Raw genomic sequence first — 21912 nt, 5'->3', positions numbered from 1 at the left:
CCAATCTTCATACCATAACTTATGAGTAGCACCCTTTTTTTGGTCCATATTTAAAGTTAAAATGTTCATTATGAAATCGATTTTTCGTTATGATTTTGGGCAAATTCGGATGGTGCCATGTGTGTTAGTCCAGAGTGAGGTCTGAATTCATTGTAGTCCAATCTCCATGCCTCGATTTTTCCTTTTGCGTCATCTAATGATATGAACCAACTTACATTTAGACATTCGTCTCTAAGGCTCCCGTTAAAGGATTCGATGACTGCATTATCTGTTGGTGTCCCTGGCCTTGAGAATTCGAGTTTGACTTTGTTGAAGTAAGCCCAAGAATCTAATGATCTAGAAATAAACTCCGGGCCATTATCCACTTTGATTTTTTTCGGGAATCCCCTTTCAAGGCATATCTCACTTAACTTAAGTGCAACATGTTCACCCTTGATGGATTTATCAACATGTATTCCCACACATTCTCTGATGAAAGTATCAATGATAGTTAATGCTCTGAACCTTTTTCCGTTAAAAGTCTGATCTGAGACGAAGTCCATTGCCCAGCATTCGTTTATTGCTACAGGTTTATTTTTATCTGGTACCCTAGGAGAACTAATTCTTTTTCGCCCACTTTTGTTTCGAAGATTTAAGCCCTCTTGTTTATAAATACGGTACACTCGCTTATGATTTACTTGCCAGCCTTCACGTTGAAGCAAGACATGGATCCTACGATACCCATACCTAATCCTTGTTGTTGCAATTTCTTTGATTCTCATTCTGAGGAAGGCCTGCTCATCCTTAATGCTACTGTATCTCAGTGTTGAACGATTATGCTTTAAAACTTTACATGCCCTACGCTCACTAACCTGAAAACATACCTGTAGGTAGTGAACTAATTCATTTTTTTCCGCAGGCTTTACAGCTTTTTTGATATGACATCTTGTAGCATTGACTTATCTAGACTTAAATCGGCAACCAATTGTTTGAGCTTTCTATTTTCCTCTTCGAGTTGCTTGAGCCTTTTCATATCACTGGGCAACATACCTTCATATTTTTTCTTCCAACGATAAAAAGTTTGTTGGGTGACTCCAAGTTTTCTGCATACTTCTTCAACTGGAGTACCTAATTCTGCTTGCTTTAGAGCAAAGGCAATTTGTTCTTCTGTGTATCTTGTTTTTTTCATAGATTGGACCACTCCTTTTGTATAATTTTATCACTTTTTTAACATTTAAAGTGGACTAATTTATTGGGGCGAGTTCACGAGTTCAACTTTGTCTGACCGTACTATTGGTGGATGGAGGCGTCCATCTGCAACATTTCACCAAAGAAGGAACAGCGGGGACGGCGGGAATGGGGCTTCTTCGATATCGATCAAGGCAGTGTCGATTCTATTGAAGTCCTTTTTGTAATGTTCTTTCATGTTAAGTTCAATTTTTCGCATAATATAACCTCGTTCGTTTAGTGAGTTTCTATTATACGACATCCTTTCCTTTTGGGACATAATCAAATGTGATTACTTAAGACATTATCAGATATGAATCAGAAAATGATTAAATAAAAAGTTGATATTTATTGACAAATAAAATGAAGCTTGATATACTATGTTGGAAATCGATTGCCATAGCGAGATGTGGAGGATGTATGAAAAAAAGAATAACAATTTACGATATTGCGAAAGAACTTGATTTATCACCAAGTACAGTTTCAAGAGTTCTTGGAAAGTCGCAGAGAAGAGTGACACCAGAAATTAAACAGCGAGTTGAAGATGCAGCGAAACGTATGAATTATTATCCGAACAGCCTGGCAAGGAATCTTAAAAAGAATACTAACCAAACAATTGGTGTTATACTACCATCAATTGATAACCCCTTTTATCCATCAATTGTAAGAGGAATGGAAGATGAAGCCATAAAACACAATTATACGATTAATATATGTAGTTGTGATCGTGAAGATGTAAGAACAGATAAGTATTTAGAGCGTTTAATTGGAGACCGTGTCAGTGGAATTATAACAATATTTGTAGATAATGTGCCTGAAAGTTTGAAAAATTTTATTAATAGAGGTGGGAAGGTTGTATCTATTGGAATAAAAAGTGAATTAGACGATAGGATTCCAACCATGTATTTTGACCGAGAAGAAGAAGCTTATACCGTGACAAAACATTTGATAGAATTGGGACACAAAAACATTGCTTTGTTTATTTCAAAAATAGATAATAAAATACGTGAAGAAAAACTAAGAGGCTATAAAAAGGCATTAAAAGAATTTGGAATAGTATACAACAAAAATAATGTTTTTGTAGATGAAAAGGAAAAAAAAGTGGGAACAAACGACTCTATACCTGATTGCAATACAGGTATATTCTGTGCCAATGAAATGCTTAAGAGTAAAAATAAGGACATAACAGGTATTGTATGTATGAATGACTTGGTTGCTCTAGGCGCTATATCTGTATTAAAAAACCAGGGTTACAGTATTCCAAAAGACTATTCAGTGATAGGATTTGATGATACGTTCTTTTCAAATTTAATCGAACCTGAAATAACTACGTTGAAAGTTAATAAATATGAGGTTGGACAAAAAAGTATTCAGTATTTACTGGAAGTTCTTGAGGATAGAGATTATGCTTCAAAAATAGACTGCTCCCAAGATGTTAATTTGATTTTAAGAAAGAGTACATCAAAACCAAGAGCGTGAAGATAAAGCTACACAAATGTGTGGCAATATTTTCGCATAATGGGAAATCGATTGCCGAAATTAATTCATATTTTATATGATTTAATAATAAAAAAAAAGGAGAAGAAAAATGAAAAAATTAATTTTAGTTTTATGTTTGGTGTTATCTATGGTGGTACCAACAGGATGCAGCAATTCGAATGAAAGTGAGGCTGGTGAGAACACACCGATTACATTAAAGTTGGCTGATAATCAACCACTATCTAGTCCTTTGGCGCAATCAGGAGAAAAATTTGCAGAATTAGTAAATGAAAAAACCAATGGACAAGTACAAATCGAAGTATATCCAAATGCACAGTTGGGAGAAGAGGCTGAAACGACAGAGCAAGTTAAAGCAGGTGTATTAGATTTTGCGCGTATAAATGTGGTTCAATTAACACAGTATGTGGACGGTTATGAGGCATTAACACTTCCTTATATGTTTAATGATGATGCGCATAGATGGGCTGCTGTAGATGGTAGTGTTGGAAAAGCGCTTAATGAAGAAATGCTGGAAAAGACGGGGGTGTATGTCTTAAACTATCTTTCTTCAGGGTGGCGGTCATTTTATACAATGGAAAAGGCGGTGAGTTTAGCTGATTTAGCAGGAAAAAAAATACGAGTTATGGATTCCGCAGCGAATATTAATATGATTACAGCTTTAAATGCAACAGCTACTCCTATGCCTTATGCGGATGTTTTCACTGCATTACAAACAGGTGTGATTGACAGCGCAGAAAATGATTTTGTAAGTTATACAACATCTGGACATTATGAGGTCGCAAAGTATTATATGGAGGATAGGCATACGGCAGGATTTTGTAATTTGATTATGAGTGCCACAGTTAAAGAAAAGCTTACAGATGAACAGTTTGAACTAGTGAAAGAAGCGGCACAAGAAGCAGCTATTTGGCAAAGAGAAGCTATGATAAAAGCACAGGAAGAAAGTAAGCAAGAGGCAATTGAAGCTGGATGTGAATTTACACAAGTAAATATTCAAGAGTTTCAAGATGCTGTAGCACCTATGTATGCAGATTATGATTACTTAGAATCAATTATTGAGGAAATCAAAGGATATAAGTATTAATTTATAACCTATTAAATTGTTATAAATAATACAGTTGCAAAGCAGCTGTATTGCAACTGTATTATTTAAGGAAAGGATAAATATGCAAAAAATTGATAACATAATTTTAAAGGTTATAGCTCTATTCAGAGGAATATGTTCTGTTCTGCTTGTCCTAACATTATCTATTACAGGAATACACGTATTATTTAGATATGTGTTTAATAACCCCTTGATATGGTCTGAAGAAGCATCATTATTATTATTAATTTGGTTTGGCTTCTTTTCTATTGCAAATGAATTGTACTTTGAAGATCATATTGCAATTGTTATGTTCTATGAAAAACTACCTGTCAAGGTACAAAGAGGTCTTGATATAATTCGCCATCTTGTTGTAGCGTCTTTTTGCACAATAATGACATACTACTTGATTATTATAACAAATTCGATTATTGGCAACACTCTTCCAGTAAGCGGATTACCTAAAATTTTAATGTATATTCCAGTTATTATAGCGTCCATACTAATGGTTATATACAGTCTATTATTATTCATAAAATCATTATTTTTAAAAACATATAATAAGGAGGAGCTTAAATGAGCCCAGAGGTAATTGGAGTCATAATACTTTTTTCAGTATTGGCTATTTTAATGATGATGAGAATACCTATCGCTTTTTCATTAGGTATTTCAAGTTTAATTACAGCACTATTTCTAAATATAAATTTATTCTTACTTTTTCAAAAAATGGTTATATCATTATATAATTTTGGGTTTTTAGCAGTTCCATTTTTCATTTTAGCTGCATCGATTATGACAGAAGGTGGCATCAGTGATAAGCTAATGAAATTTGCAGATGTTTTGGTGGGAAGAATTCGGGGTGGAACGGCTATGGTTAACATAGTGGTTAGTATGCTCTTTGGAGGAATAAGTGGATCTTCTGTTGCGGACGTATCTTCAATCGGAGCATTGTTGATACCAGCAATGGAAAAAGAAGGGTATGATAAAGACTATAGTGTAGCTGTTACAGTAACATCTTCAGTTCAAGGAATTATTATACCACCGAGTCAGAATATGATTTATTATGCTATTGCAGCAGGTGGCTTATCTATTAGTAATTTATTTATTGCGGGATATATTCCGGGACTATTACTAGGTGTTGCATTAATGATAGTGGCATATGCTGTAGCGAGAAAAAGAAACTATCCGGTAGGAGATAAATATAGTTTAAAGGATAGCTTAAAAATAGCTTTTGATTCTTTGCTAGGACTTGCAACTATCTTTATTATAATAGGTGGAATTGTAGGAGGAATATTTACACCAACTGAATCAGCAGGTATTGCTGCAATTTATGGATTGGTTATAACAACATTTGTATATAAAACAATGAATTTTCAAAGGTTTAAGCGTGTATTAACAGGTTCGTTAAACTCTTTAGCTACAATTATGGCGGTTATTTCAATGTCATCTATGTTTGGTTACATTTTAGCTTATTTAAAAGTTCCGACGATGATTTCTGAATTTATGCTATCACTTACAGATAATCCGATTTTAATAATGCTTATGATTAATCTAGTCTTACTTATTGCAGGAATGTTTATGGATATGGCGGTATTAATTTTTATGCTTACACCAATCTTTTTACCGGTAGTAACAGCAATTGGATATGATCCAATTCACTTTGGAATCATTATGATTCTAAACCTTGGAATAGGTTTGTGTACACCACCAGTTGGAAATTCTTTGTTTGTTGGATGCGCAATTGCAAAGTTACCGATTGAAAAATCATTTAAGGCATTTTTACCTTTTTACACAGTAATTGCAATCTTATTAATTATGATTATTGCATTTCCGCAAATTACACTTTGGCTTCCATCGATAATCGGATAGTTTAGAAAGAGGTAATATAATATGAAAGAATTATTGAAAGAACCTGTGAAGTTAACAAGTGAAAGAGCTTGGAGAACTTATGTAGGAGGGAGAAATATAGATGAGTTCACAAATTGTGACTCTCCAAAAGATTCAAATTTTCCTGAATTATGGATTATGTCAACAACGAAAGCAAGTAATAGTTGCAGAAAAAATATAGATGAAGGTAAAAGTCAAATCATTGTAGCAGGGAAAATAGATAAAACATTGACTGAATTAGTCAAAGAATATCCAAATGAAGTACTTGGAAAAAAGTATGCGCAGTTGACAAGAAATGAAATAGGTGTGTTGACTAAAATAATTGACTCGAAAGAACGTCTAACTATACAAGCGCATCCTACAAAACAAAAAGCAAAAAAGTATTTTAACTCAAATTATGGGAAAACAGAAGCCTGGCATATTCTTGATACACGAGATGATAATGCCTGCATATACCTAGGATTTAAAGAGAATGTTGTGTTTGAAGAATTTAAGAATGCTTTTTATGCACAAAATTTAGATGAAATGTTAGGAATGTTGCATAAAATCAATGTGAAAAAAAATGAGACGTATTTAATTCCAGGTGGGTTTCCACATGCAATAGGAGCAAATTGCATGTTAATTGAAATCCAAGAGCCAACAGATTATACATTGCGTGTTGAAAAAACAACACCTTTTGGATTAAAAATTGAGGAAATGGATTGCCATCAAGGAATAGGAACAGAGGCAATGTTTGATTGTTTTGACCAAAGAGGATATAGTTTCGATGAAGTTATTGACCAATGCCGTATTTCTCACGAAATCATAGACCAAGAAAAAAATAGCATACAACCAATTATTTCATATGAAGATACAGAGTGCTTTTCACTTGATAAAATAATAATAAGAGATCAGATGGTATTTCAAGCAGAAAATGAATTTTATGGTTTGTTTATTTACGAAGGAAATGGAAAATATATAGTTGACGATATAAATGAAAAACAAGAGAATGAACTTAAGAAAGGAGATACAGTTCTTATTACTTCAAACTGTCAACAGTTTATTGTACATGCAAAGCCTAAAGAAGAAATAGTATTATACAAAATAAAAGGGCAAAACATATGAAAATAAGAAAGTATGAAAACAAGTTCCAAGAGAGGCAGAAAAAAATAAGCAAAAACATAAATTGTTTAAATAATATTAGAGGGATAGATATTCAAAAAATATCTCTAAATAAAAACGAAGAATATACACTTCAAAGCGAAGAAGGTTTGGTCATTATTTATACTAATGATGGTGAGATAAGTTGTAATAAAAAGCTGATGACTAAACATTCATTTTTCATAACAAATGTAATAAAACCTATTGGAATAAAAAGTATAAAATCAAACACGAATATTGTTATTATAAAGATTCCTGAATATAAGGGGGAAATTGATAGTGACAATTTACCGTTATTGATTTATGAAGAAGACAAAACAGAAGTTATCGACAGTCAAAAGACGCCAAAGACGATTTCAACTATTTGGCTGGATAAAAATATAGTTCCTGGTTTAATCGTAGGAGGAGTTAGAAGTCAGGGTGAAAATATCGTTCCAACTCACAAGCATCCTCAGATTGAACAAATCTTTATTCCTTTTCCGAATAATCAAGCCAAGATAGTTATAGATGAAAATAAATATAACTTTAATGAAATCGTCCATATACCTCTAGGATCGAATCACGGGGTTTTGTCATACGAAGATGGAGCAATTGATTACATATGGATTGATTTTATCATGGAAGATATATAAATAGACCTGTTTCAGTATGATATCTGTGATCGGTGTTTAAGTATACCCAGCACAATCATAATATAAGCGGAACAAGAAAATTAGTGGGTTGAACGATACGTCAGAGCGGTGTGAGGGATCAGTTACTTTGCCAGCTGATTGAAAAATACAGCAAGAAAAAGCTGATTTTTGGATCGAAGGAAAGCTACAGCCCTTGGTAATATTACAGAACAATTTATTGCATTAGGAAAAATCAAAGAAGATGAGCGTGTGCAGGTGTTAGAAGCATCGCTATAAACCATGGTTCTTTCGAAATGCAGTTGGTGATAACAACTCGTTTTGTTTAAAAACATGACAAAAGTAACTTGTATCTCGGTACCCTACACTTTGTGCTATTTGCCAAACGGGGTAAGAAGCTTTTGTGAGAAGCAATTCTTTGGCGTGTTGAATACGCAGTTGGGTAAGATACTTTATTGGTGCTAGACCAAAAGCGCTTTTAAATAGCTTGCACAAATAGTAGGTGGTCACATCAATGGTATCGGCAAGTTGGTCCAAACTAAGATCTTCATGCAGATGAGAGCGCATATATTGAATAACAGGTTGTAATTTATCAACGGGAGAGACAGTCTTTGAAGTCAAAGTGCTTTGAAGACTGTCTTTTTGTTGTACAATGAGTTGATAGAGTATGACACTAGAATCTATGATTTTATGGGTTATGTCACTTGTTAAAAGGGTGTATATAGAGGTATAAAATGAAAAATTACTTCCTATATTAATTGTTCCAAATATACCTAAGTTTAATTGGTGATAGATTAAATCAATAGCCGTACCGTTATACATAATCCAATACGTCTCCCAAGGACCTTTGATAGAGGTGTATTCGTGGGCGATATTGGGGGCAAGATAAAACCCTTGTCCTGCAGTGACGATGAATTCTTGATGATTGACGGTAATTTTACCTTCGCCGCGTGCACAATATATCCATTGATAATCATTAAATCCGTCTGGACGGTGGATTTTTTCTTGAGGGTTTTGATGGCCTATACCAGTTACGTATAAAGGAAGTAGACGTTCTTCTTCGGTAATTACAGGAAAATGCATATAAGACCTCCATGACAATATAATTATATGTTATTCAAAAAGCTCATATTGAACGGTGATTAATAGAGACATATAATAACAGTATAATTATATTATAGTGTTGTGAAAGGATGATGTAAAGATGAATTACGGACCGATTAGTAAGAAAATACCTAAAATGTTACACGGAGCAGATTATAATCCGGACCAATGGATGGGCTATGAGGGAATATGGGATGAAGATTTTCGATTAATGGACTTAGCACATGTTAACGCAATGTCTATTGGTATATTTTCATGGAGTGCTCTTGAAGTTGAGGAAGGAAAGTTTGATTTTTCATGGATGGATCAGATTATGGATCGCTTGGCAGCAGAAGGGAAATATGCAATTCTTGCAACGCCTAGTGGAGCAAGACCGGCCTGGTTATCTCAAAAATATCCAAGTGTACTTCGTACCAATGAAGACCGAACTAAGAACTTGCATGGTGAACGGCACAATCACTGTTTTACAGCCCCTATCTATCGAGAAAAAACTAGACGTATAAATACAGAATTGGCAAAACGCTACAAGGACCATCCGGCGCTGATAGCCTGGCACATCAGCAATGAATATAGTGGAGAATGTCATTGTGATTTATGTCAAGATGCCTTTCGAGAATGGCTAAAACAAAAATATGATCATGATTTGAAAAAATTAAATCATGCATGGTGGACAGGGTTTTGGAGCCATACATATACACAGTGGGATCAAATTCAATCCCCATCATCAAAGGGAGAGCGATCTGTTCATGGGCTAGTTATTGATTGGAAACGATTTGTCACAGATCAAACACTGGATTTTATGGAAAATGAGATAGAGCCGTTACGCCAATTAACACCGGACATACCGGTAACAACAAATTTTATGGGGACTTTTGAAGGATTAAATTACTGGAAAATGGCAACGACACTAGATGTTATCTCATGGGACAGTTATCCCTTATGGCACACAGATCGGGATTCGCTTGAGATTGCTATAGAGACGGGTTTTTTGCATGATCTGAATCGAAGCCTAAAAAAAGGGAAACCATTTATGTTAATGGAAAGCACCCCGAGTATGACGAACTGGCAGGAAGTGGCAAAATTAAAACGTCCGGGGATGCATTTATTAGCTTCAGTTCAAGCAATTGCTCACGGGGCAGATACAGTTCAATATTTTCAATGGAGAAAAAGCAGAGGGTCTTTTGAAAAATTTCATGGTGCAGTGGTGGATCACTGTGGGCATGAACATACACGGGTTTTTAACGATGTCAGCGAAGTAGGGAGCGTGCTAGAACAATTGGACGAAGTTGTGGGTACCTCTGTCAAGCCGGAAGTAGCACTCATATATGATTGGGAAAATCGTTGGGGGATTAATGAAGCAAAAGGATATAATAATCGCAATAAAAAATATCTTGAAACGGTAAAGAAACACTATGGTGCTTTTTGGAAAAAAGGCATTCCGGTTGATATTATTGATATGGAACAAGATATTAATGCATATAAAGTCGTTGTTGCCCCGATGCTCTATATGGTACGAAAAGATATAGCAAAGCGTATTGAAGCCTTTGTAAAAGCCGGAGGAACATTTGTGGCAACCTATATGAGTGGTGTTGTCGATGCAAATGATTTATGCTTTTTAGGTGGCATGCCGGGACCTTTACGACAAGTGTTAGGAATCTGGGTGGAAGAGACAGACAGCCTTTATCCTCAAGAGTACAATACCATCAATCTTACTATGGAAGGATTGGAAGGTAGAGTGTACAAAGGGATTGAGTTGTGTGATTTATTACATCTTGAGACTGCAAAAGCCATAGGAACGTATACCGAAGATTTTTATGCACAAAAGCCAGCATTAACAAAAAATACTTTTGGTTTAGGGCAAGCTTTTTACATTGCGTTTAGAAATAATCAAAACTTTGAAGAAGATTTTTATGGACAACTTATTCAAGAGCTTCAGCTACAACCTGTAATGAACGCAAAGATACCGGAAGGTGTTTCTGTGCAGACGCGATATGATGAAAAAAATACGTTTGTCTTTGTGATGAATTTTAATGCAACAAAACAAACAATTCATCTAGGCGAAAAACAATGGGAGAATGTTCTTGAGCATAGAATGGAAGACGCGAAAGTCGTAATTGATGGATATGGTGTAAAAATATATAAAAAAGTAAATTGAAAGCAACAAGATAAAATGTTATGATGATATGGATGTTGAATAAGATATACAAATAAAGAGATATACAGATATAGAGAGAGAGGGTTGATGATGGAGCTAGACGAGTATGTAATAGAACTTCAAAAAGATATTCATTCAAATGCATGTGCGCAGTTTATTGAAGAATATAAACCCTTTATCTTATCAAATGTATCGAGTAAATTAGGAAGATATGTGTCTGATCAGAATGATGAAGCTTTTTCAGTTGGGTTATCTGCTTTTTTAGAAGCTATAGAAAAATATGATGTACAAAAAGGACATTTTTATGGTTTTGCCAAAATGGTGTTACAACGTCGAGTAGCTAATTATCTAGAAAGGCATGATACCCATATACATGAAGACATAGACGATCATGAGATGGGTGACAATACGCCTTCCTTAGAAGAACAGATTATTCTCAAACAAGAGATTGAGGCTTTTGAAAAAAAACTTCAACTTTTTGGACTAACCTTTGATGATTTGGTTGAAAATAAGCCAATGCACTTAGACACACGAGAGCGAAGTGTGGAGATTGGGAAAAAAACCAGTCAAGAACAGGACTTAGTTGATTGGCTATATGAAAAAAGAAGGCTGCCAATAACTAAAATGTGTCGTCGATTTAATATTACGCGAAAAATTATTGGTCGAAGCAAAGAGTTTATTATATCCGTTATTGTTGTATGGGTAGAAAAATTTGACTTGTTAAAACAGTGGATTTAAAAAAACTTTTACAAATTTTTTGAAAAATGTACCCTAAAAATTATTTTACCTGGGAATAGTATAGTGGAAAGAGGTGATCGTGATGCAAAAAGGTATTGTTATGAAAGTGTATGATGAATATTCTGTTGTTTTGTCAAACAAGGCATACTATCGTATTCAACGCAAAGGTACAATGCAACAAGGGCAGCATATCCTTTTTTCCGAAGAAGACATAATATATTACGATTCTGAAAGGAGAAATAGTTTTATGCAGTACAAAAAAATAGTAGCAGTTGCAGCAAGTTTATTAATTCTTATCACATTAGGAGTGGTGTTAGGTTTGCCAAAACCAGCATCATATGTAGTGGTTGACATCAATCCGAGCGTCAAATTGGACTTAAATAAAGACGCGGTAGTCATTGGATATGACCAACTTAATGAGGATGCAAAGACATTAAACTTGAAGAACATAAAGGGAGAAACAGTTGAACAAGCGGTAGAAACAATTGCAAGTGAAGCATTTTTGGCAGGATTTATGGATGTTGAAGATTTGGAAGATGACTATATTTTAATCACAACAGTATCTAAAGAAAACAGCCAAGATATTCAGCAGCGTTTGGAAGCGTTAAAAGAGACGAGTGAATTAATGGGAAGTGTCAATGTTGCATTAGCGCAAGCAGATGAAAAACAGCTAAAAGAAGCAATAAAGGCAAAGGTTCCGGTTGGCTTGTTATCAACAGCTAAAAACGGTGAAAACATTACTTCGGTCAAAGAATTCTTTGAAGATGATGAGCGTGTTTTAGCATTTGCAAAAGATGGAATAATATTGGTAGAAGATTTTGAACATAAAGTAAATCGAGTTCAAAAAAATCTTGATAAAGCAAAATTAGATGATGATCTACGAGAAGAAATTATCAATGACTTTTTACTGGCAAAAGAAGACTATTTGACAGCTAAAGCGATATTCTTGGAAGATAAAATTTCATATGAAAAAGCGTTGGAATCAGGAGACCAAGAAGCGATTGATAAAGCCCGTGCAAAGATGGAAGCGTCAAAGCAAGCAATGTTAGATGTTGAATTATCAAAAGATGAAGTGGCAAGAGTAAAAGAAGCTCTATTGCTTCAATTAGAAGATATTGATCGTGCAGAAGAACTAGCTGAACTCGCAGAAGAACTGCGTGAAGACCGACTTGAAGACGAAGAAGATCGCCTTGAAGACTTGCTTGAAGACGAAGAAGATCGTCTTGAAGATGAGCTTGAATGGCTTGAAGATTTAGAAGAAGATGAAGAAGATCGCCTTGAGGAGTTACGTGAAGACGAAGAAGAGCGTCTTGAAAAGCTGCGAGAAGAAGAGGAAGATCGTCTTGACGATGACGACATAGACGACGATGACGACATGGACGACGATGATGACATGGACGACGATGATGACATGGACGATGATGACATGGACGACGATGACGACATGGACGATGATGATGACATGGACGACGATGATGACATGGACGACGATGACGACATGGACGATGATGATGACATGGACGACGATGATGACATGGACGACGATGACGACATGGATGACGATGATGACATGGACGACGATGACGACATGGACGACGATGACGACATGGACGACGATGACGACATGGACGACGATGATGACATGGACGACGACGACGACATGGATGACGATTCAGACGATGATTCAGACGACGATTCAGACGATGATTCAGACGATGATTCAGACGATGATTCAGACGACGATTCAGACGATGATTCGGATGATGACTCAGACGATGACTCAGACGATGATTCGGATGATGACTCAGATGATGAATAAATAAAATGTCTTAGATGAACATATATAGAATTAGTATGATACAAAGTAGAGGTTGGTGTTTTGGCAAACCTCTACTTTTCTGTATATCTATAAGTATATAAATATTGAGAAGTATAGGATATAGAAAGCTTTTGTATGAGAGTATAAAATGAAAGGGTTATAATAAAAACAAGAAAATACAAGAAAATACAATAATACTATTGACACATTGAACAAATGATGTTAAAGTACTATTCGCTGCTTAAGTGAGGCATACAACATTCCTGACAAGTAGAGAAAAGAAAAATCAAAAAGTTGTTGACAGACAACTCCAATGATGTTATAGTACAATACGTTGCTTAAGTGAGCTACACAAGCGTGTCAGACACAGCGGCAAAGGAACATTAAAAAAGAAATTAAAAAAAGTTGTTGACACAGACGAAGAGATATGATATTATAATCTTCGCTGACAAAAACAGCGAAACGCAAAAAAATACCAAATGAACATTTGATAATTGAATAGTGAAGTAAACCAAGTTATACCAAACAATTCTTGAGAGATCAAGTAACAGTAATAGCGAACAGCTAGTGTTTAAGCGAGGATAAAAAACTTTTAATTTGAGAGTTTGATCCTGGCTCAGGATGAACGCTGGCGGCGTGCCTAACACATGCAAGTCGAGCGAGAAGGCTTTGACGGAATCTTCGGATGACGGATGAGCTGGAGAGCGGCGGACGGGTGAGTAACGCGTGGGTAACCTGCCCTATGGAGGGGGATAACTAAGAGAAATCTTAGCTAATACCGCATAAGCGCACAGTATCGCATGATACAGTGTGAAAAACTCCGGTGCCATAGGATGGACCCGCGTCAGATTAGCTAGTTGGTGAGATAAAAGCTCACCAAGGCGACGATCTGTAGCCGACCTGAGAGGGTGATCGGCCACATTGGGACTGAGACACGGCCCAAACTCCTACGGGAGGCAGCAGTGGGGGATATTGCACAATGGGCGAAAGCCTGATGCAGCAACGCCGCGTGAAGGAAGACGGTTTTCGGATTGTAAACTTCTATCAGCAGGGAAGAAAATGACGGTACCTGACTAAGAAGCCCCGGCTAACTACGTGCCAGCAGCCGCGGTAATACGTAGGGGGCAAGCGTTATCCGGAATTACTGGGTGTAAAGGGTACGTAGGCGGCCCATTAAGTCAGATGTGAAAGCCCGGAGCTCAACTCCGGGATTGCATTTGAAACTGGTGGGCTAGAGTACAGGAGAGGAAAGTGGAATTCCTAGTGTAGCGGTGAAATGCGTAGATATTAGGAAGAACACCAGTGGCGAAGGCGGCTTTCTGGACTGTAACTGACGCTGAGGTACGAAAGCGTGGGGAGCGAACAGGATTAGATACCCTGGTAGTCCACGCCGTAAACGATGAATGCTAGGTGTCGGGAGTCGAATCTCGGTGCCGCAGTTAACGCAATAAGCATTCCACCTGGGGAGTACGGTCGCAAGACTGAAACTCAAAGGAATTGACGGGGGCCCGCACAAGCGGTGGAGCATGTGGTTTAATTCGAAGCAACGCGAAGAACCTTACCAAATCTTGACATCCTTCTGACCGTCTTTTAATCGAGACTTTCCTTCGGGACAGAAGTGACAGGTGGTGCATGGTTGTCGTCAGCTCGTGTCGTGAGATGTTGGGTTAAGTCCCGCAACGAGCGCAACCCTTATCTTTAGTAGCCAGCATTTCGGATGGGAACTCTAGAGAGACTGCCGGGGATAACTCGGAGGAAGGTGGGGATGACGTCAAATCATCATGCCCCTTATGATTTGGGCTACACACGTGCTACAATGGCGGATACAAAGAGAAGCGACAGGGTGACCTTAAGCAAACCTCATAAAGTCCGTCCCAGTTCGGATTGTAGTCTGCAACTCGACTACATGAAGTTGGAATCGCTAGTAATCGCAGATCAGAATGCTGCGGTGAATACGTTCCCGGGCCTTGTACACACCGCCCGTCACACCATGGAAGTTGGAAGCGCCCAACGCCAGTGACCCAACCGTAAGGAGGGAGCTGTCTAAGGCGAAATCAATGACTAGGGTGAAGTCGTAACAAGGTAGCCGTATCGGAAGGTGCGGCTGGATCACCTCCTTTCTAAGGAAGAACTTAGACCTGAGGGTTTAAGATGAGCAGCAGAGACTGCCGTCGTGGTAACGACGTCAAAAAACATACAACAAGCCGAAAGGCAACTCGCAAACACGGTAGAGCGAGATTTACTTCACTATTGAGTTATTAAAAGTAACTTACAATTTAATAACATCTAAGAGAAAACTTGGAAGCTTTCCTCTCAATGTATGCAAGCATACATCTGCCGGAAAGAATAAACTAGAAGTTCATGAAGAACTGAAAGTTCTGAGTTTTTCATAGAAAAACTCTTAGGTGGCGATGCGTCCTCGGGAAACACCCGTTCCCATACCGAACACGATGGTTAAGCCTTGGACGGCCGATGGTACTTGGTTGGTAACGACCTGGGAGAGTAGGTGGCTGCCTATTTATTATGAATATAGCTTAGACGGAAGCGCCGCAAGGTTTGGAGTTCGAATCTCCATATGTTACTAGGTTCTTTTCAAAAAGAATAAGGGCCTTAGAGTTGAGAGAACATTGATAACTGAATAAAGTCAGATTAATTAATCCAGGAATTAATTAATCAAATTAAACCTATTATCTAATTATGAATTAGCCGATTCATAAAAGAAATAAAACCAAGGAAACATACATTGTAATGATGTGTGTGAACCAAAACTATCAGATACAGAAATGTATCATACTCTTAAAGCGAACGTTCAAGCTAATAAGAGCATAGGGTGGATGCCTTGGCACTAGGAGCCGAAGAAGGTCGTGATAAGCTGCGAAAAGCTTTGGGGAGGCGCAAATAGCCATTGATCCAGAGATTACCGAATGGGGAAACCTGGCTGGGAAGATCCCAGTTACTACTGAGTGAATACATAGCTTAGTAGGGGGAACCCGGGGAACTGAAACATCTAAGTACCCGGAGGAAGAGAAAGAAACATCGATTTCCTAAGTAGCGGCGAGCGAAAGGGAAAGAGGCCAAACCTGTGAACCTAGTTCATAGGGGTTCGGACTGCAGACGGTATTAACAAAGATTAGTCGAAATGTTTTGGAAGAGCATGTCAAAGAGGGTGAGAACCCCGTAGACGAAAGTTTGAGTTAGCCAGCAGGATCCAGAGTAGCGCGAGACACGAGAAACCTTGCGTGAATGAGCGGGGACCACCCCGTAAGCCTAAATACTACCTAGTGACCGATAGCGCATAGTACTGTGAAGGAAAGGTGAAAAGAACCCCGGGAGGGGAGTGAAAGAGAACCTGAAACCCTATGTTTACAAGCAGTCGAAGCACGTTAAAGTGCGACGGCGTACTTTTTGTAGAACGGTCCGGCGAGTTACGATTGCAGGCAAGGTTAAGCATTAAAGATGTGGAGCCGAAGGGAAACCAAGTCTTAATAGGGCGTCAAGTCAGTAGTCGTAGACCCGAAACCGGGTGACCTATCCATGTGCAGGTTGAAGTTACCGTAAAAGGTAATGGAGGACCGAACTCACATCTGTTGAAAAAGGTGGAGATGACGTGTGGATAGCGGAGAAATTCCAATCGAACCCGGAGATAGCTGGTTCTCCTCGAAATAGCTTTAGGGCTAGCCTTGATTTAGTCTAATGGAGGTAGAGCACTGAATTGCCTAGGGGGCTTCACAGCTTACCGAAGCATATCAAACTCCGAATGCCATATAGATGATGATCAGGAGTCAGACTATCGGAGATAAGTTCGATAGTCAAAAGGGAAAGAGCCCAGACCACCAGCTAAGGTCCCAAAGTGCGTGTTAAGTGGAAAAGGATGTGAGATTTCGAAGACAACTAGGATGTTGGCTTAGAAGCAGCCATGCATTCAAAGAGTGCGTAATAGCTCACTAGTCGAGAGGTCTTGCGCCGAAAATGTCCGGGGCTAAAACACGCCACCGAAGCTGTGGATTGGTACGTAAGTATCAGTGGTAGAGGAGCATTCTTAGATTGGAGAAGCTGTACCGTAAGGAGCAGTGGAGAGCTAAGAAGAGAGAATGCCGGAATGAGTAGCGAGAGAGAAGTGAGAATCTTCTCGGCCGAATATCTAAGGTTTCCAGAGTAAAGCTGATCTTCTCTGGGTAAGTCGGGACCTAAGGTGAGGGCGAAAGCCGTAGCCGATGGACAACTAGTTGAAATTCTAGTACCGCATATAAACAGAACTGTGGGGACGCAGGAGGATAACAAGAGCCAGGAAAGGAAAAACTGGTGCAAGCACAAAGGCCGTTGGATAGGCAAATCCGTCCAACTTAAGGTTGAAGTGTGACGCGGATCGAATTAAAGTAGAGAAGCTTGTGAATCCATACTGCCAAGAAAAGCCGCTATTGTTTTATATGTGCCCGTACCGCAAACCGACACAGGTAGATGAGGAGAGAATCCTAAGGCCGACGGGAGAAGCGTTGTTAAGGAACTCGGCAAAATGACCCCGTAACTTCGGGAGAAGGGGTGCCATCTTCGGATGGCCGCAGAGAATAGGCCCAAGCGACTGTTTAGCAAAAACACAGGTCTCTGCAAAACCGAAAGGTGAAGTATAGGGGCTGACGCCTGCCCGGTGCTGGAAGGTTAAGGGGAAGGATTAGCGTAAGCGAAGTCTAGAACTTAAGCCCCAGTAAACGGCGGCCGTAACTATAACGGTCCTAAGGTAGCGAAATTCCTTGTCGGGTAAGTTCCGACCCGCACGAAAGGCGTAACGATTTGGGCACTGTCTCGACAACGCGCCCGGTGAAGTTGTAGTACCGGTGAAGATGCCGGTTACCCGCGACAGGACGGAAAGACCCCATGGAGCTTTACTCTAGCTTGATATTGGGATTCGATGTTACATGTACAGGATAGGAGGGAGGCTTTGAAGCGAGGACGCCAGTCTTCGTGGAGCCACTGTTGGGATACCTCTCTTGTAATATTGGATTTCTAACCTAGCACCCTAAACGGGTGTGGGGACACTGTCAGGTGGGGAGTTTGACTGGGGCGGTCGCCTCCGAAAGTGTATCGGAGGCGCTCAAAGGTCTTCTCAGAATGGTTGGAAATCATTCGCAGAGTGCAAAGGCATAAGAAGGCTTGACTGTGACACCGACGGGTGGAGCAGGTAGGAAACTAGGACTTAGTGATCCGGTGGTATGAAAGTGGGATTGCCATCGCTCAACGGATAAAAGCTACCCTGGGGATAACAGGCTTATCACTCCCAAGAGTTCACATCGACGGAGTGGTTTGGCACCTCGATGTCGGCTCATCGCATCCTGGGGCTGTATTCGGTCCCAAGGGTTGGGCTGTTCGCCCATTAAAGCGGTACGCGAGCTGGGTTCAGAACGTCGTGAGACAGTTCGGTCCCTATCCGTCGTGGGCGCAAGATATTTGAGAGGAGCTGTCCTTAGTACGAGAGGACCGGGATGGACTGACCGCTGGTGTATCTGTTGTCTTACCAAAGGCATAGCAGAGTAGCCAAGTCGGGAAGGGATAAACGCTGAAGGCATCTAAGCGTGAAGCCCCCCTCAAGATAAGATATCTCATCCTTAATGGAGTAAGATCCCTGGAAGACGACCAGGTTGATAGGCTAGGTGTGTAAGCATGGTAACATGTTCAGCTGACTAGTACTAATAGATCGAGGGCTTGAACCAAAGCTTTGAGAGTATGATAGATTACTGTAAATGATAGATAATAATTAATAGATTTAATGACTTTATTCAGAAATAAAAAGAGATTATATAAGTGCAAATAAATTTTGCTTTTATATAATCTCTTTTTTTTGTATATTCTTTTGGTTCCCAATCAGCAAGTGCTATGTACAAAAGGTAGAATGTCGAATGTCTTAGGAATGGATTTGATGAACGCGTATAAGTTCTTCTAGCTGGTGGAAGAATTTTTGACTGTCTTTTGAAGAACGTTTTTTATGACGAGGACCTCGAAGCCCTGCTTGTCTTGATTTTTGTCCGAGGTGACGTTCGAACATCAGTTGATCAATATTATCATGATGAAGCTGTTTACCGGAAGGGCTAATAACAAGACCGTTTCGCCCAAGTGCTAAAGATGCGACGCCGTAATCGGCAGTAACGATTAGATCGCCTTGTTTCATGGCACCGATAATGGCAAAATCAACGGAATCTCGTCCTTGATCTACAATGTGAACCTTAGCGTCGTATCCGCTTAAATCATGATTAATATCCGTGAAAAAGTGGAGTTCAATGTGGTATTTATTAGCAAGCTCAATTATGATATTTTTGTCAGGACATGCATCTGCATCAACAAGAATTCGCATCATTGTACTCCTTTATAAGCTAAGATAAGAGGTTGGATTGATTCTGAAGTTACAAAATCAAGTGGCTGGCTAAAACCTTTGAGCATCTCACATTCATCAACACTACGTTCGGACAGGGGTTTAGCTTCAATTGTCTTTTTCATTATTTTTATAAGCTGACGGTCAAGTATGTTTAATTGAGAATAATGTAATCCACCACGCAAATAGAAGAATTCTGCGTTGATATTGGATGAGTTAAGTGATGAACGGTTATGTTCAGTAATTTCTTGAAGGTAATTTTGACTTGCAGGGGTAAGGCCAACAGCAAATATAAAAAGTGATTGTTGTATGGGAGGAGTCAATTGGGCAATGAATTTTTTAAGGCCAAGTATAGTAGATGCATATAGACTTCCGCCATAGATGAGTGTATCATATTGCACCAGATTCTTTTTTTTAGCAGCTTGAGAGCTGATGCATTCACATGAAAGAGCCTCTGCAATCAGATGTGCATATCTTTCTGTAAAGCCAGTCTTAGATTTATAGATGACTAATGTACTCATATAACCTCCATATATTGTGGGTGTAAAATTGATAGGATTAATATTATAGTATAGATAATAAATTGGAATGTCAAGTTATCGGAAGGGATGATAAAAACAAGGAGGAAGATAGATTGACAACACGTAGACAAAACGTTATGATACTTCGTATAGATAAAGTAAAAGATAAAAGATAGAAAAAGGAGTTTGTTATGAATAGTAAAAGATGGATTGCGATAGGGTTATCAATAGTGGTGTTCTTTTCGTCATTGGTAATCTCATTTGTAGGACGTATATTAACTCAGGATGCTGAGAAGACGTCTTTTTGGGAAGAGCTTATGAAGGATTCAATTACAGAAACGGTCATTCGCGAAGGTGCATATGATGAACGTATTGCCCTTTTTAATGTTCGAGGTGTGATTATGAATATGGAAGAAAGCTATTTTAGCGTTCCCCAATATAATCATCAACGCATTTTAGAATCACTTGAGACAGTCAAAAATGATGAGACAATCAAAGGAATTATCTTAAGAGTAGATAGTCCAGGTGGTGGTGTATATGAGAGTGCTCAGTTAAGTGATAAAATACGTGAAGTCAAAGCGGCACGGGATATACCGATTTATGTTGTCATGGAAAGTATGGCGGCAAGTGGAGGCTATTATATATCCGCATATGCAGATAAAATTTATGCAACCAATGAAACAATCACAGGTTCGATTGGTGTTATTATGTCGGGGATGAATTATGCCGGATTATTAGAAAAAATGGGCGTTGAAGATATGACAATCAAAAGCGGTGATATGAAGGATGTCGGCTCATCAACGCGTGAAATCACACAAAAAGATTTAGATGTGTTACAAGGGCTTGTAGATAGCATGTATGAACGATTTGTTGATGTTGTATCTGAAGGTCGCGAGCTTGATAGAGATTATGTCTATGAGATTGCAGATGGAAGAATATATGATGGCGCTCAGGCAAAAGATAATGGACTTGTAGATGATATTGGCTACTACGAAGAAGCTTTAGAGGATTTTGAAGTAGAGTATGGACTAGAAAATGCTCAAATCATTACTTATGATCAGGTGGAACTTGATATGTTTAGCCAATGGTTTATGAAAACATCAAAAATTGTCAATCTAGGTCAAGAAATAAATGTTGGAAATATTGAACTTCCGGCCACATGGAAAGAAAAATCCGGATTTATGTATATGTATAGGGGGTATTAATATGGGACAGTATCATCAATATCCAAAGACTATTTTTGCAGGATTTTGGATGCGTTTTTTTGCGTACAGCTTGGACCTTATTATCATAGGAAGCCTTCAACGTATTTTACTATTTTTTCTTGAGGATGGTGCTATAAAAGCAGGAATTAGCTTAGCAATCTATTTGACTTATTTTGTTTTGATGACAAAGCTTAATCGAGGTCAGACTCTTGGCAAGATGGCTTTTGGCTTACGCGTGGTAAGCTTTAATGAAGAAAATCTATCTTGGACAAGTGTAATGGTTCGGGAGTTGTTTGGGCGATATCTTCAAAAGATATTTTTAGTGATGTATATTTTGATAGTCTTTACACCAAAAAATCAACATGTGATTGATTTACTTGTGGATACAGCGGTTATTTCTGAAAAAAATCTCATGCTGTATAATGAAATACCTCAAATACAAGAAGAAAAAATCGGACAAGAACAAATTGAGCAAGGACAATATGCGGTTTATTGAAATAAAATATAGCTAAAAGATGCATGTCAAAAATTTACGTGCTATACTAAAATAAAAAGAGAAAGGA

General features: G+C 38.4%; 16 protein-coding genes and 3 rRNA genes. 14 read left to right on the top strand and 5 right to left on the bottom strand.

The genetic code is table 11. From position 1 onward, the window contains the following. Positions 1–68: 68 nt before the first annotated feature. Positions 69–1168 (bottom strand): IS3 family transposase gene (locus QBE53_15380; GenBank protein ID WZL81165.1). Its coding sequence is split into 2 segments (ribosomal slippage): positions 69–916 and positions 916–1168, totalling 1101 coding nucleotides; the frame shifts between segments, so codons are not numbered across the junction. 135 nt (positions 1169–1303) lie between these two features. Beyond that, a complete protein-coding gene (locus tag QBE53_15375) occupies positions 1304–1426 on the bottom strand; it encodes a hypothetical protein (GenBank protein ID WZL81164.1) in 123 nt (40 codons plus the stop codon). A 200-nt stretch (positions 1427–1626) separates the two neighbouring features. Here QBE53_15375 and QBE53_15370 point away from each other — a divergent pair, with 200 nt between their 5' ends. From QBE53_15370 to QBE53_15345, 6 genes are all read left to right on the top strand, one after another. Next, positions 1627–2685: a LacI family DNA-binding transcriptional regulator gene (locus QBE53_15370; GenBank protein ID WZL81163.1), complete on the top strand. Its 1059-nt coding sequence runs from the start codon at positions 1627–1629 to the stop codon at positions 2683–2685. A 109-nt stretch (positions 2686–2794) separates the two neighbouring features. Then, positions 2795–3790, top strand: coding sequence for a TRAP transporter substrate-binding protein (locus QBE53_15365; protein ID WZL81162.1), 996 nt, complete (start codon positions 2795–2797; stop codon positions 3788–3790). Positions 3791–3872: 82 nt separating this feature from the next. Then, on the top strand, positions 3873–4370 hold the full coding sequence (locus tag QBE53_15360) for a TRAP transporter small permease (GenBank protein ID WZL81161.1): 498 nt from the start codon (positions 3873–3875) through the stop codon (positions 4368–4370). Beyond that, positions 4367–5659, top strand: coding sequence for a TRAP transporter large permease (locus tag QBE53_15355; GenBank protein ID WZL81160.1), 1293 nt, complete (start codon positions 4367–4369; stop codon positions 5657–5659). Before QBE53_15360 ends, QBE53_15355 begins: the two co-directional genes overlap by 4 nt. Positions 5660–5680: 21 nt before the next feature. Next, positions 5681–6781 carry a mannose-6-phosphate isomerase gene (locus QBE53_15350; protein WZL81159.1) on the top strand — a complete coding sequence of 367 codons (1101 nt, stop codon included), beginning with the start codon at positions 5681–5683 and terminating at the stop codon, positions 6779–6781. Beyond that, a complete protein-coding gene (locus tag QBE53_15345; GenBank protein WZL81158.1) occupies positions 6778–7449 on the top strand; it encodes a hypothetical protein in 672 nt (223 codons plus the stop codon). The genes QBE53_15350 and QBE53_15345 overlap by 4 nt, the downstream gene beginning before the upstream one ends. Positions 7450–7719: 270 nt before the next feature. On the opposite strand, the gene QBE53_15340 is transcribed toward QBE53_15345, so the two are convergent. Further along, the gene (locus tag QBE53_15340; protein ID WZL81157.1) at positions 7720–8529 is read right to left on the bottom strand and encodes an AraC family transcriptional regulator; all 810 of its coding nucleotides are present in this window, start codon (positions 8527–8529) and stop codon (positions 7720–7722) included. A gap of 121 nt (positions 8530–8650) precedes the next feature. Here QBE53_15340 and QBE53_15335 point away from each other — a divergent pair, with 121 nt between their 5' ends. From QBE53_15335 to QBE53_15310, 6 genes are all read left to right on the top strand, one after another. Then, positions 8651–10705 (top strand): beta-galactosidase, encoded by a 2055-nt coding sequence (locus QBE53_15335; protein ID WZL81156.1) that lies wholly within the window; start codon positions 8651–8653, stop codon positions 10703–10705. 87 nt (positions 10706–10792) lie between these two features. Next, positions 10793–11443 (top strand): sigma factor, encoded by a 651-nt coding sequence (locus QBE53_15330; GenBank protein WZL81155.1) that lies wholly within the window; start codon positions 10793–10795, stop codon positions 11441–11443. Between the two features lie 79 nt (positions 11444–11522). Then, positions 11523–13262 (top strand): hypothetical protein, encoded by a 1740-nt coding sequence (locus tag QBE53_15325; protein ID WZL81154.1) that lies wholly within the window; start codon positions 11523–11525, stop codon positions 13260–13262. Between the two features lie 593 nt (positions 13263–13855). Further along, positions 13856–15382, top strand: a 16S ribosomal RNA gene (locus tag QBE53_15320). Between the two features lie 281 nt (positions 15383–15663). Further along, positions 15664–15781 (top strand): 5S ribosomal RNA (rrf, locus tag QBE53_15315). Positions 15782–16069: 288 nt separating this feature from the next. Beyond that, a 23S ribosomal RNA gene (locus tag QBE53_15310) occupies positions 16070–18967 on the top strand. The 16S, 23S and 5S rRNA genes sit together here, the layout of an rRNA operon. A 191-nt stretch (positions 18968–19158) precedes the next feature. Here the strand turns inward: QBE53_15310 and QBE53_15305 are convergent. Together QBE53_15305 and QBE53_15300 are read right to left on the bottom strand one after the other, a co-directional pair. Further along, positions 19159–19608, bottom strand: coding sequence for a DUF188 domain-containing protein (locus QBE53_15305; GenBank protein WZL81153.1), 450 nt, complete (start codon positions 19606–19608; stop codon positions 19159–19161). Further along, positions 19605–20144, bottom strand: a complete 540-nt coding sequence (locus QBE53_15300; GenBank protein ID WZL81152.1) for a flavodoxin domain-containing protein — start codon at positions 20142–20144, stop codon at positions 19605–19607. Before QBE53_15300 ends, QBE53_15305 begins: the two co-directional genes overlap by 4 nt. Before the next feature lie 191 nt (positions 20145–20335). Here QBE53_15300 and sppA point away from each other — a divergent pair, with 191 nt between their 5' ends. Together sppA and QBE53_15290 are read left to right on the top strand one after the other, a co-directional pair. Then, the gene (gene sppA / locus QBE53_15295; protein ID WZL81151.1) at positions 20336–21349 is read left to right on the top strand and encodes a signal peptide peptidase SppA; all 1014 of its coding nucleotides are present in this window, start codon (positions 20336–20338) and stop codon (positions 21347–21349) included. A 1-nt stretch (position 21350) separates the two neighbouring features. Next, positions 21351–21845 carry an RDD family protein gene (locus QBE53_15290; protein WZL81150.1) on the top strand — a complete coding sequence of 165 codons (495 nt, stop codon included), beginning with the start codon at positions 21351–21353 and terminating at the stop codon, positions 21843–21845. Positions 21846–21912 lie beyond the last annotated feature (67 nt).

The sequence above is a fragment of the Vallitaleaceae bacterium 9-2 genome (genome assembly GCA_038396585.1).
Lineage (GTDB): Bacteria > Bacillota > Clostridia > Lachnospirales > Vallitaleaceae > UBA1351.
The sequence above is the reverse complement of the archived record's forward strand: the minus strand, read 5'-3'. Positions and strand labels throughout refer to the sequence as shown.

Coding starts and splice junctions, on each gene's coding strand:
- QBE53_15330 (WZL81155.1), top strand. CDS start 10,793: ATGATGGAGCTAGACGAGTATGTAATAGAACTTCAAAAAGATATTCAT.
- QBE53_15350 (WZL81159.1), top strand. CDS start 5,681: ATGAAAGAATTATTGAAAGAACCTGTGAAGTTAACAAGTGAAAGAGCT.
- QBE53_15290 (WZL81150.1), top strand. CDS start 21,351: ATGGGACAGTATCATCAATATCCAAAGACTATTTTTGCAGGATTTTGG.
- sppA (WZL81151.1), top strand. CDS start 20,336: ATGAATAGTAAAAGATGGATTGCGATAGGGTTATCAATAGTGGTGTTC.
- QBE53_15375 (WZL81164.1), bottom strand. CDS start 1,426: ATGCGAAAAATTGAACTTAACATGAAAGAACATTACAAAAAGGACTTC.
- QBE53_15345 (WZL81158.1), top strand. CDS start 6,778: ATGAAAATAAGAAAGTATGAAAACAAGTTCCAAGAGAGGCAGAAAAAA.
- QBE53_15305 (WZL81153.1), bottom strand. CDS start 19,608: ATGATGCGAATTCTTGTTGATGCAGATGCATGTCCTGACAAAAATATC.
- QBE53_15300 (WZL81152.1), bottom strand. CDS start 20,144: ATGAGTACATTAGTCATCTATAAATCTAAGACTGGCTTTACAGAAAGA.
- QBE53_15360 (WZL81161.1), top strand. CDS start 3,873: ATGCAAAAAATTGATAACATAATTTTAAAGGTTATAGCTCTATTCAGA.
- QBE53_15365 (WZL81162.1), top strand. CDS start 2,795: ATGAAAAAATTAATTTTAGTTTTATGTTTGGTGTTATCTATGGTGGTA.
- QBE53_15340 (WZL81157.1), bottom strand. CDS start 8,529: ATGCATTTTCCTGTAATTACCGAAGAAGAACGTCTACTTCCTTTATAC.
- QBE53_15370 (WZL81163.1), top strand. CDS start 1,627: ATGAAAAAAAGAATAACAATTTACGATATTGCGAAAGAACTTGATTTA.
- QBE53_15335 (WZL81156.1), top strand. CDS start 8,651: ATGAATTACGGACCGATTAGTAAGAAAATACCTAAAATGTTACACGGA.
- QBE53_15355 (WZL81160.1), top strand. CDS start 4,367: ATGAGCCCAGAGGTAATTGGAGTCATAATACTTTTTTCAGTATTGGCT.